This is a genomic window from Saccharopolyspora sp. NPDC002686, from assembly GCF_040295745.1.
Lineage (GTDB): Bacteria > Actinomycetota > Actinomycetes > Mycobacteriales > Pseudonocardiaceae > Saccharopolyspora > Saccharopolyspora oryzae.
The window spans coordinates 1-10736 of the sequence record NZ_JBEOVY010000276.1 but is presented as its reverse complement, the minus strand read 5'-3'; the positions used below and the strand labels follow the sequence as shown (position 1 = coordinate 10736).

12 protein-coding genes are annotated in these 10736 nt (G+C 68.8%); 9 read left to right on the top strand and 3 right to left on the bottom strand.

Annotated features, from left to right (window positions below; all coding sequences use genetic code 11):
• Nucleotides 1-71 precede the first annotated feature (71 nt).
• Nucleotides 72-551 (bottom strand): NUDIX hydrolase, encoded by a 480-nt coding sequence (locus tag ABTZ89_RS28680; RefSeq protein WP_351050410.1) that lies wholly within the window; start codon nucleotides 549-551, stop codon nucleotides 72-74.
• A gap of 61 nt (nucleotides 552-612) precedes the next feature.
• Here ABTZ89_RS28680 and ABTZ89_RS28675 point away from each other — a divergent pair, with 61 nt between their 5' ends.
• Nucleotides 613-1644 (top strand): DNA polymerase IV, encoded by a 1032-nt coding sequence (locus tag ABTZ89_RS28675; RefSeq protein ID WP_351050413.1) that lies wholly within the window; start codon nucleotides 613-615, stop codon nucleotides 1642-1644.
• Here ABTZ89_RS28675 and ABTZ89_RS28670 read toward each other — a convergent pair.
• Entirely contained in the window at nucleotides 1641-2282 is a 642-nt protein-coding gene (locus ABTZ89_RS28670) for a TetR/AcrR family transcriptional regulator (RefSeq protein ID WP_351050407.1), read from the bottom strand. The two genes, ABTZ89_RS28675 and ABTZ89_RS28670, sit on opposite strands and share 4 nt — an antisense overlap.
• Nucleotides 2283-2371: 89 nt before the next feature.
• Here ABTZ89_RS28670 and ABTZ89_RS28665 point away from each other — a divergent pair, with 89 nt between their 5' ends.
• The 4 genes from ABTZ89_RS28665 (at nucleotide 2372) to ABTZ89_RS28650 (ending at nucleotide 7845) form a co-directional block, all read left to right on the top strand.
• On the top strand, nucleotides 2372-3196 hold the full coding sequence (locus ABTZ89_RS28665; protein ID WP_351050404.1) for an oxygenase MpaB family protein: 825 nt from the start codon (nucleotides 2372-2374) through the stop codon (nucleotides 3194-3196).
• Nucleotides 3197-3354: 158 nt separating this feature from the next.
• On the top strand, nucleotides 3355-5073 hold the full coding sequence (locus ABTZ89_RS28660) for a TIGR03767 family metallophosphoesterase (protein WP_351050401.1): 1719 nt from the start codon (nucleotides 3355-3357) through the stop codon (nucleotides 5071-5073).
• Nucleotides 5074-5154: 81 nt separating this feature from the next.
• A complete protein-coding gene (locus ABTZ89_RS28655; protein WP_351050398.1) occupies nucleotides 5155-6060 on the top strand; it encodes a universal stress protein in 906 nt (301 codons plus the stop codon).
• Nucleotides 6061-6717: 657 nt separating this feature from the next.
• A complete protein-coding gene (locus ABTZ89_RS28650; RefSeq protein WP_351050395.1) occupies nucleotides 6718-7845 on the top strand; it encodes an NDMA-dependent alcohol dehydrogenase in 1128 nt (375 codons plus the stop codon).
• Between the two features lie 30 nt (nucleotides 7846-7875).
• Here the strand turns inward: ABTZ89_RS28650 and mftR are convergent, their stop codons facing one another.
• A complete protein-coding gene (mftR, locus tag ABTZ89_RS28645) occupies nucleotides 7876-8529 on the bottom strand; it encodes a mycofactocin system transcriptional regulator MftR (protein ID WP_351050392.1) in 654 nt (217 codons plus the stop codon).
• 70 nt (nucleotides 8530-8599) lie between these two features.
• Here mftR and mftA point away from each other — a divergent pair, with 70 nt between their 5' ends.
• From mftA to ABTZ89_RS28625, 4 genes are all read left to right on the top strand, one after another.
• A complete protein-coding gene (gene mftA / locus ABTZ89_RS28640; RefSeq protein ID WP_093149417.1) occupies nucleotides 8600-8701 on the top strand; it encodes a mycofactocin precursor MftA in 102 nt (33 codons plus the stop codon).
• Nucleotides 8701-8973 (top strand): mycofactocin biosynthesis chaperone MftB, encoded by a 273-nt coding sequence (gene mftB / locus ABTZ89_RS28635; protein ID WP_270946685.1) that lies wholly within the window; start codon nucleotides 8701-8703, stop codon nucleotides 8971-8973. The genes mftA and mftB overlap by 1 nt, the downstream gene beginning before the upstream one ends.
• Before the next feature lie 29 nt (nucleotides 8974-9002).
• Complete coding sequence (gene mftC, locus ABTZ89_RS28630; RefSeq protein WP_351050389.1) at nucleotides 9003-10190, top strand: mycofactocin radical SAM maturase; 1188 nt, start codon at nucleotides 9003-9005, stop codon at nucleotides 10188-10190.
• Nucleotides 10187-10736: oxidoreductase (locus ABTZ89_RS28625; RefSeq protein WP_502949608.1), on the top strand; the 550-nt coding region annotated here is incomplete at its 3' end. The genes mftC and ABTZ89_RS28625, both read left to right, overlap by 4 nt.

Sequence of the window (10736 nt, the reverse complement as noted above, 5' to 3'; positions counted from 1 at the left end):
CGCCGGGCGGGGCTTCGCTGTGGACGTGACCGGCACGTGGGTTCGCCGCTGCATGGCCACGTGCCGGGTTCTCAGTCCAGTCGGTCGGTTTCGCGGAGGAGGCTGAGGAGGCGGTCGACGAACTCCGCTTGTGCTGGGTTGAGCTTCTCCCGCGCTGTGCTCGGGTCGCACCAGAGAGCGCGGTCGACTTCCGGGAACTTCTGGCGGCGGCCTGAGCGCGGTGGCCACTCCAGCTCGAACTCGTTGCTGCGCAGGGATGTCTCGTCGAAGTCCCCTTCGACCGCCCAAGCTGTGACGAGCTTGCCGTTGCGCTGCTTGACCTCGCCGAGCGGGAGCAGGTCGTGGCTGCTCAGCGCGGTTCCGGTCTCCTCGGCGAACTCACGGATCGCGGCAGCTCGCGCGTCTTCGTCGGGTTCGTGCTCGCCCTTGGGGACCGACCAGGCACCTGCGTCCTTGTTCTTCCAGAACGGGCCGCCCGGGTGGACCAGCAGGACCTGCGGGACACCGTCGGCGAGCCGGAACAGCATGATGCCGGCGCTTCGCTTGCTCATCTCGCCAGTGTCGCGCACCCGAGGCCTGGCGGAATCGGCGGAACCCGTCGATGCTGGCAGCGTGGAACGGGTCGTGCTGCACGTGGATCTTGATCAGTTCATCGTGGCCGTCGAGCTGTTGCGCCATCCCGAGCTGCGAGGACGGCCGGTGCTCGTCGGGGGCAGCGGCGATCCGACGCAACGCGGCGTGGTGGCCGGTGCCTCCTACGAGGCCCGCGAGTTCGGGGTTCGCTCCGGGACTCCGCTGCGGACGGCTGCGGCCCGCTGCCCCGAAGCGGTGTTCCTGGCTGCCGATCGCGAAACCTACCTCGCCGCTTCGGCCGACGTGATGAACGCGTTGCGCGATCTGGGCGGCATCCTGGAAGTGGCCGGGTGGGACGAGGCGTTCATGCTCGTCGACACCGAGGACGCGGAGCAGACCGCGCGCGTCGTGCAGAAGCAGGTGTGGGAACGCACTGCGCTGGCGTGCTCGGTGGGCATCGGGGACAACAAGCTGCGCGCGAAGATCGCTTCCGGTTTCGCCAAACCGGCCGGGGTGTTCCGGTTGGAGATGGCGAACTGGGTCGAGGTCATGGCCGAGCTGCCCACGGACGCGCTGTGGGGCGTCGGCGCGAAGACCGCGAAGAAGCTCGCCGCCCGCGGCATCGCGACCGTGGGCGACCTGGCCCGCACGAAGATGGACGACCTGGTAGGGGAGTTCGGCCCCAACGTCGGGCCGTGGCTGGTCGCGCACGCGCACGGGTACGACTCCACGCCCGTCACGGACGAGCCCTACGAGGCTCGTTCGCACGGCCGGGAGGTGACCTTCCAGCGGGACCTCCGCGACGTGGAGGAGATGCGCGCGGAGGTCCGGCGCTTGTCGCACGTGGTGGCCGACGACCTCGCCGCGGAGGACAAGCTGGCCCGTCGGATCGTGGTCAAGGTGCGCAACTCCAGCTTCGCCACGCACACGCACGGTGTGTCGTTGCCGAGCCCCACGCGGGACGCCGATGCCCTCGAGCGTGCTGCCCGCACCGCGCTGGACCGCTTCCCGCTGGACCGGCCGGTCCGGTTGCTGGGGGTCCGCGCCGAGCTGCCCCGGGGCAGGGGCTAGGCGCCCGCCTCCGGGAACGCGAACCCGGCTGCGATGGTCAGGAGGAGCCTCGTGCAGTGTTCGACTACGTCCGGCTCGTCCAGCCGGAGCGTGCCGTCGAGCCAGGCCGTGAGCGCTTGCGCGAGCCCGCCCACGATGAAGTGCGTGGTCAGCTCCAGGTCCGGGCTCTCGGTGATGCCGTAGAAGTCCTGCGCCTGACCGCCGAGCAGCGCGGCGAACAGCCGGGAGGAGTCCAACCGCCGCCGGGCGAGCAGCGGACTGCTCAGGCTGACCGAGAACAGCAGGCGACCCCGTCGTGGATCCCGGGCGATGGTCCGCACGATGTTCTCCACCCCGGCACGGGCCTTGGCGTGCTCGTCCGGTCCCGCGGTGGTCACCGCTTCGAGCGTGGTGCTCGCCAGGTCGTCCACCACGTGGTCGTACACAGCGGCGGCCAGCGCGTCGCGGTCGGCGAAGCTCTCGTAGAAGTAGCGTGTGGCCAACCCGGCCTGCTGGCACGCGCCGCGCACCGTCAGGGCAGGGCTGTCGCTGGGCGCGCCGAGCAGGTCCAGTCCGGCCTCGAGCAGTTGCGCTCGGCGTTCCGCCGTGCGGTCATCGCCCCGCACTCCGCCGTAGACCCGCAGGGGAGACGTGCTCATGGGCACATCTTGACAGATCGGCGGGGCTGCTGGTCTCCTAACTGAAAACGGCCGTGTGCAGATTGGCCTCGTGGCGGAGGGCGGCGACGGTGACGGTTTCGGCGGGCACGACCCCCCAGGTCCGGGACGCGGTGTTCGGGGCCGGGCTCCTCGCCGGCAACGCGAACGTCATCATGCAGCTCGCCAGGCCCGGAGTGGGTTACGGAGTGGTCGAGAGCCGAGTGGAGAGCGGTCAGCTCTTCCGGCACCCGGTCAAGCGGACCCGCACCACCCTGGCCTACATCGCCGTCGCGACGATGGGCACCGAGCGCGAGCGGGAACTGTTCCGCCGCGGCGTCAACCGCGCTCACGCTCAAGTGCGCTCGACCGACTCCAGTCCGGTCAGCTACAACGCGTTCGACCCGGATCTTCAGCTGTGGGTCGCGGCATGCTTGTACAAGGGGTTCGAAGACCTCCACCTCCTCTTCTTCGGCGAGCCCGATGCAGCAACCGCCGAGGCGTTCTACCGCGACGGTGCGGTGCTGGGCACGACGTTGCAGGTGCCGCCTGATGCGTGGCCGCGCGACTTGGCCTCGTTCAGGCGGTACTGGACCGAGTCGCTGGAGCGGATCTCCATCGACGACACGGTTCGGGAGTACCTCCTGGACGTGACGATGCTGGCCTGGCTGCCGCGTCCGCTGTCGATGCTGTTCGGGCGCTTCAACAAGTTCGTCACGACCGGGTTCCTGCCCGCACCGTTCCGGGCTGAGATGCGGCTGTCCTGGACCGCCCGGGATCAGCGCCGGTTCGACCGGTTGATGGCTGTGATCGCTGCGATCGTCCGACGCTCGCCGGCAGTGCTGCGGCACTTCCCGTTCAACCTGGTCCTCTGGGATCTCCGCCGTCGGATCCGAGCGGGCCGTCCGCTGGTCTGACCGCCGACGTCCGGGCCTGCGCCGGCCACTGTGGACGTTCCGAGTCGTTGGTCGTTGTTCGCGTTTTCGTCACCTGTCTGGGGGTGGACTGCGCCCGGAAAACGTGAAAGTTTTTCCGATAACTTCGATGTTCAGGGCGCATGGGCTGGTGGACAGGCATGGCAGGGATCAACAGGCGCGGCTTCCTCCGAGCTGCGGGCATTACCGGAACCGTTCTCGGCGCCGGGTTGCTGGGTTCGACACCGTCGTTCGCGCGAGGCGCGAGCCCGCAGCTGGCGCACAGCGCCGGCACCACGCTGCAGGCCGCGGCCCAGCCGGTCGCGGGCGACGGGTACCGGCGGCTCACGGCCGGTCCGGGGTGGCCGCAGGTGGTCCGGACCGATCTGGTGGTGGCCCGGGCGGACCGCGTTGACCGCAGGGTTCCAGTTGCTGCGTTCACGCAGTTCACGGACCTGCACCTGGTGGATGCGCAGAGCCCGGCCCGCTTCGAGTACGTCCACCCGCTGGCGGCCGGGGCGCACCGCCCGCAGGAGACGCTCACCGCGCTCGGTGCGGCGCACCTCGTGCGGCGGGTGAACTCGTTGCCCGGGGCGCCGGTGACCGGACGCCCGATCGACTTCATGATCACCACTGGGGACAGCACCGACAACCACGAACTCGCCGAGCTCGACTGGTACTTCGGCGTGCTCAACGGTGGTCGGATCACGCCGAACACCGGCGACCTGACCACTTACGAAGGTGTGCAGGACTCCGGCGATCCGCTGTACTGGCATCCCGATGGGGATGTCTCGGACCGGTTCCGGGAGGCCGGTTTCCCGGTGCTGGCCGGCCTGCTCGACGACGCCATCCGCTCCTTCGACAGCCCGGGACTGCGCATGCCCTGGTACGCCGTGTTCGGCAACCACGACAACAGCGTCGTGGGAACCGTGCCGGACCAACTGATCCCAGGACTGGCCGACTGGTACACCGGATCGCGCAAGATCATCGGCAGGGACGAGCGCGAAACCCGCGAGATCGTCGCCCTCATGGAAGGGCACAGCGAGCAGCGCACGGCCGATGTCATGGACACCCGCACCGGGCTGGTGCGCACCGTGACCCCGGACGAACGGCGTCGGCCTTTCAGCACCGAGGAGTTCATCCGGGCGCACCTCGACCCGGCCAACACCGGGCCCGGTCCGGTCGGCCACGGGTTCAGCTCGGACGACGAGTCGTACTACACCTTCCCGATCGCGCCCGGCGTGACCGGGATCAGCCTGGACAGCACCAACACCGCCGGCTTCGCCGAGGGTTCGCTGGGCCTCGCGCAGTTCCGCTGGCTGGAGAAGGTGCTCACCGCCGGCAGCTCCGTCTACTACGACGAACTCGGCCGGAAGCAGCAGCAGTCGGCCACCGACGAGCTGTTCGTGCTGTTCAGCCACCACACCAGCGGGACGATGACCGCGCTGCTGCCGGACTTCCGCCGCCCCGGCGAAATCCGCATGAGCGGTGCCTCGGTGGTGCGGCTGCTCAAGCGCTTCCCGAACGTGCTGGCCTGGGTCAACGGGCACACCCACCAGAACACGATCACCCCGCACCACGCCGACGACCCGGCCTGCGGCTTCTGGGAGATCAACACCGCGTCCCACGTGGACTTCCCGCAGCTGGCCCGGATCATCGAAGTGGTGGACAACGCGGACGGCACGCTGTCGCTGTTCACCACGCTGATCGAAGCCGACAGCCCCTACCAGGTCGACTACGACGACCGGTCTCCGGAGGCGCTGGCCTCCCTGTACCGGGAGTTGTCCTTCAACAACCCGCACACCGACCTCGCCAAGCTCGGCGAGCTCGGCGATCGGAACACGGAGCTGCTGGTCCCCGGGCGCATGCCGACCCGGTAGCAGCGGCCGTCCCGGCGAGCGGACCCCGGCGGACTCGCCCACCCTGGAGCTGTCGTCCTGCGCAGTGCTGGGAGGGCCGGGATGGGTGAGAACGGACACGTGGTGGCCGGGGTGGACGGTTCCGCCGTGGCGCTCAACGCCGCACGCTGGGCAGCGCGGGAGGCGGCTCGACGTCGATCCGGCTTGCGGATCGTTTACGCCGACCCCACTGCCGCGCCCGTGCTGCCGGAGTTCCCCGGTCTGCACTGGCCGGAGGAGCACCGCGAACACGTGCGCGACCAGGTCGCGCACCGGCTGGACGTCGCTGCGGAGGCGGCGCGGGAGCAGGAACCGGGGGTCGCGGTGAGCACGGCGGCCTGCCCGGGGTCGCCGGAGCACGTGCTGATCGACGAGTCCCGAACGGCGGCTCTGGTCGTCGTGGGCGACCGCGGGTTCGGCGGGTTCACCGGACTGCTCGCCGGAGCGGTCGCTGTGAAGGTCGCTGCGCACGCGAAATCTTCCGTCGCGGTCGTGCCGGACACCGGCGACCCGCTCACCTTCCCGGTGACCGGCCCAGTGCTGGCAGGTGTCGATGACGCGCTGTCCGCCGAGCCGGTACTGGCGCACGCCTTCGCCGCGGCTGCGGACTGGGACGTCCCGCTGCACGTGGTGCACACCTGGGAAGTGGTCGGCATCGACCTGAAGTGGCTGCGTTCCCGACTTCCCTCGGAGATGGTCGGGGACGACGCCGAGAGCTTCGTCGAGGAAGTCCTCGCGGGCTGGGACGAGCGGTATCCGGGTGTGGAGGTGCTCAGGTTCGTCAGGCGTGGCGCACCGACCGCCGAGCTGCTCTCTCGGGCGAAGGAGGCGCAGCTCGTGGTGGTGGGCGCACGCGGCCGGGGCGGTGTTTCCGGGGCGCACTTGGGCTCCACGAGCCACAAGTTGCTGCACCACTCGCCATGTCCGGTGCTGATCGTTCGAACCCCCGTGCCGGCCTCGTCCACATGACATGACGGTGGGGGAGAGCGCTATCGCTGCGCCGTGGTTCACTACGGTCCATCGGTACTTCGACATCATGAGAGCGGTCCTTTCGCGTTCTGAACGGTCAATGGTCGTTCGGTGAGGGATGATCCAGGCGATCCACAGTGGATTTCTGATTCGGACCACTGGTTTTCGAGTGCTGAACCTGGATCCTGGAGTGCTGCCGTGATCGGCTGACGCGTTTCAGTGTGCCACCCGTCGAACGTGGATTCGAGTAAATATCGGTCGCCCGATGAGGTGATCAACTTTGAGGGCAATTCGCTTTTTCGTTGTCTAGACTGGGATTTGGTGATCGTCGGCGCCGGAAGACGACGTAGCATCACCGGGATGCGCGGCAGCAGCCGCACGGGCTGTCCCTTGTGCGGTGAGGTTCGAGGGTGCGCTCGATGGCGCCGGAGCGCGTGGTCGTCAGGTGGCGTGCGTTCGGACGTCCGTTCTCCCGATGCCTCCGAAATTCGGTGTGCTGGCCGAGGGCTCGGGCTCGGTGGTTCCGTGCGCGACGCTGAGTTGTGGAGCGCTTGGTGCGAAACGGTCGTGCGCGCCCGGCCCCTTGACTGCGATCACCCGACTTCCCATGCTCAGGAAGCCATAAGTCCTTCTGCGCCCATTCGACGAGGAGTGGATATGAAGACCAAGGCCGCCTTGCTGCACAGTCCCGGCAAGGACTGGGAGATCGAAGAGGTCGAGCTGGGCGATCCCGTTGCCGGAGAGGTGCAGGTGCGGTTGGCGGCCTCGGGGCTGTGCCACTCCGACGAGCACCTGCGCACCGGTGCCAACCCGGTGGAGTTCTACCCCGTCGTGGGCGGGCACGAGGGCGCTGGCGTGGTGACGAAGGTGGGTGCGGAGGTCACCGGGCTCAAGGAGGGCGACCACGTCGTGCTCGCGTTCATCCCGGGGTGCGGCACGTGTCGCCCCTGCGCGCGTGGCATGCAGAACCTCTGCGACGCGGGCATGGGCCTGTTGTCCGGCCGGGCGATCTCCGACGGGACCTACCGGACGACTTACCGGGGCAACCCGGTCATCCCGATGTGCCTGCTGGGGACCTTCTCGCCGTACGTGACGGTCAACCAGGCGTCGGTGATCAAGATCGAGGACGACATCCCGCTGGACAAGGCCGCGCTGCTGGGGTGCGGGGTGTCCACCGGGTGGGGGTCGGCGACCGAGATCGGCAACACGCGTGCAGGTGACACGGTGGTCGTCGTGGGCATCGGTGGCGTCGGCATCAACGCGGTGCAGGGCGCTGCGGCGGCCGGTGCGCGATACGTGGTGGCGGTCGATCCGGTGGAGTTCAAGCGGGAGAAGGCCCTGGAACTGGGTGCTACCCACGCCTTCTCGTCGATGGAGGAAGCCGCCGGTCCGGTCTCGGAGATGACCTGGGGGCAGAACGCCAACACGGTGATCATCACGATCGGCGAGACCACCGGCGATCACCTGCAGCCGGCGATGTCGATGACCGCCAAGGGCGGCCAGGTGGTCGTCACGGGCATGGGGCACTTCGAGCAGACCGACGCCAAGGTCGGCCTGTTCGAGCTGACCCTGCTGCAGAAGCGGATCCAGGGCGCGATCTTCGGCGGGGTCAGCCCACGCACTCAGATCCCGCGGCTGCTGGAGCTCTACCGGCACGGCACGTTGAAGCTGGACGAGCTGATCACCACCACATACCGGCTCGAAGACATCAACACCGGCTACCAGGACATGCGCGACGGGAAGAACCTGCGCGGCGTCGTGATCTACGACGAATCCGACTACTGATCGGACGGGGCCGGGTGTCGTGCCACCGCGTCATGGCACCCGGCCCGGCTGGTCGGTCGTTTCCGAACCGGCGAACCCGGCGGCGAGCTCGCGCATCGCTGCGTCCAGCAGATCGGTGAGCTCGGCGTCGGGCTCGTCGAGCCACCGCTCGTAGGCCGCTAGCGCCACGCCCAGCGTCGCGTGCGCGATGGTCTGGGGAGCGAGCGCGTCAGCGGGCTTTCCGGTCTGCGCGCCGACGAACTCGGCGATGACCTGGCGCCACGCCTGGAACCGCAAGGTCGAGTGGGCTTGCAGCGCGGGGATGCCGAGGATCAGGCGCATCCGGCGCCGGTGCGCCGGGACCTGCTCCGGCGGCACCCGGTTGAACTCGACCAGGCAGTGCCGGATGTTGTCCATGAGCGGAGTTCCGGCGGGGGAGGCGCGCAGGTCCGCGCGCAGTCGCGCCAGCTCGGCGTCGAAATCGCCCCACGGGACATCGTTCTTCGACGGGAAGTAGTGGAAGAACGTGCGGCGCGCGATGCCGGCGGCACGCGCGATGTCGGTGACCGTGGTGTTCTCGAACCCCTGCTCGTCGAACAGGTCGAAGGCCACCTGCTCCAGCTCGGCAGCGCTGGTCGCCCGCTGCCGTCCACCGGTTCGCGCGGTTGCTCCAACAGTGTTGCGTCCCAAGATTTCCTGCTCCACGTCTTTCAAAATGCACCGGGTGCAAATACGGTGTCGGCGGTGGATCGGTCAACGTCGACAGGAGCATCCCATGGCTGAGGAACAGGTCGAAGCGGGAACCACCGAGCCGGTCGTCGAGGAGGAACTGCTCGTCGAAGAGGTCTCGATCGACGGGATGTGCGGGGTCTACTGATGGCCACCGCAGCGGAGTTCGACACGAGCCTGGGCTACCGGTTGAATCCGCAGGTCGCGTTGCGCCCCGAGCCGTTCGGGGCGCTCGCGTACCACTTCGGCAACCGGAAGTTGTCGTTCTTGAAGGTTCCCGAGCTGGTGGATCTGGTGCGCGGGCTGGGCGAGCACACCAGCGTCGAGGACGCGCTGCTGGCCGTGCCGCAGCAGCGGCGGCCGCAGTTCCGGCGGGCCCTGGCCTCGCTGGCCGCCTCGGACATGATCCGGCCTCGTTGACCCGGCCTCGTTGACAGAGTGGAGACGACGTGACTGCGGTGGAACCGGTGCCCTCCCTGGTCGAGCAGTTCAAAGGTGGTTTGGACGCCCCGATCTGCCTGACCTGGGAGTGGACCTACGCCTGCAACCTGGCCTGCGAGCACTGCCTCTCGTCCTCGGGCCGGCGCGATCCGCGGGAGTTGAGCACCGCGGAGATGAAGTCGGTGATCGACGAGCTGCAGCGGATGCAGGTGTTCTACGTCAACGTCGGCGGTGGTGAACCGACGGTGCGGCCGGACTTCTGGGAGCTGCTGGACTACGCCGTCGAGCACCAGGTGGGGGTGAAGTTCTCCACCAACGGCCTGCGGATCGACCGCGAGCGGGCGGAGCGGCTCGCCGCCACCGACTACGTGGACGTGCAGATCTCGCTGGACGGCGCCACGCGGGAGGTCAACGACGCGGTCCGCGGACCCGGTTCGTTCGACATGGCGATGCGGGCGTTGCGGAACCTGTCGGACGCCGGGATGCGGGACTTCAAGATCTCGGTGGTGATGACCAGGCAGAACGTCGCGCAGCTGGACGACTTCATGGCCATCGCCGACGAGTTCGGCGCGCAGCTGCGGATCACCCGGTTGCGGCCGTCGGGGCGTGGCGCGGACGTGTGGGACGAGCTGCACCCGACCGACGCGCAGCAGCACGAGATCTACTCGTGGCTGATCGAGCACGGCGATCGCGTGCTCACCGGTGATTCGTTCTTCCACCTCAACGCGTTGGGGTCCACTCCGCTGCCGGGGCTGAACCTGTGCGGTGCGGGCCGGGTGGTGTGCTTGATCGACCCGGTGGGCGATGTCTACGCCTGCCCGTTCGCGATCCACGACGTGTTCAAGGCGGGCAACGTCCGGGACGAGGGCGGTTTCGCCCGGGTGTGGCGCGAATCGGAGCTGTTCACCGAGCTGCGCCAGCCGCAGTCGGGCGGCGCGTGCCAGTCCTGCTCGGAGTTCGACGCCTGCCAGGGCGGGTGCATGGCGGCGAAGTTCTTCACCGGCCTCCCGCTGGACGGTCCCGATCCGGAATGCGTGAAGGGGCACGGTGAAACCGCGCTGTCCGTTGTGGACAGAGGTGGGTTGCCGAAGCCGTCGCAGGACCACTCCCGGTCGTCCCGGCGAAAGGTGAGCCTGGGGTTGCCCGCGGTTCCGGCCAAGCCCTGCGACTCCAGTCCGCTGGCGGCCGGCACATGAGACTCACCGAAGGCCTGCGGCTGGGCTCCGCGGACGCCCCGTCCCGGGTTCTGTTCGGGCCGCACGAGACGAATTTGGGGCGTGGCCGGGCCATTTCGGACCGGCACGTCGCCTACTACCAGGCGCGCGCTGCCGGTGGTGCCGGTGTGATCGTCACCGAAACCGCCAGCGTGCACGCCTCGGACTGGCCCTACGAGCGGGCACCGCTTGCCGCTGAGTGCGCTCCCGGGTGGGCGGCGGTTGCCGAAGCGTGCCGTCCGCACGGCACGGTCGTCCTCGCCGGGCTCGGCCACTCCGGTGCGCAGGGATCTTCGGCGTTCTCCCAGCAAGTGCTGTGGGGACCTTCCCGAGTCCCGGACGTCGTCAGCCGAGAGCTGCCGATGGAGATCGAGCAGGAGCAGATCGACGAGCTGGTCGCCGGTTTCGCCGCCGCGGCGGCCTCGGCCGTGCGTGCCGGGTTGCACGGCGTGGAGCTGGAAGCAGGGCAGTTCTCCCTGCTCAGGCAGTTCCTCTCCGGGCTCACCAACCAGCGCTCGGACGGCTACG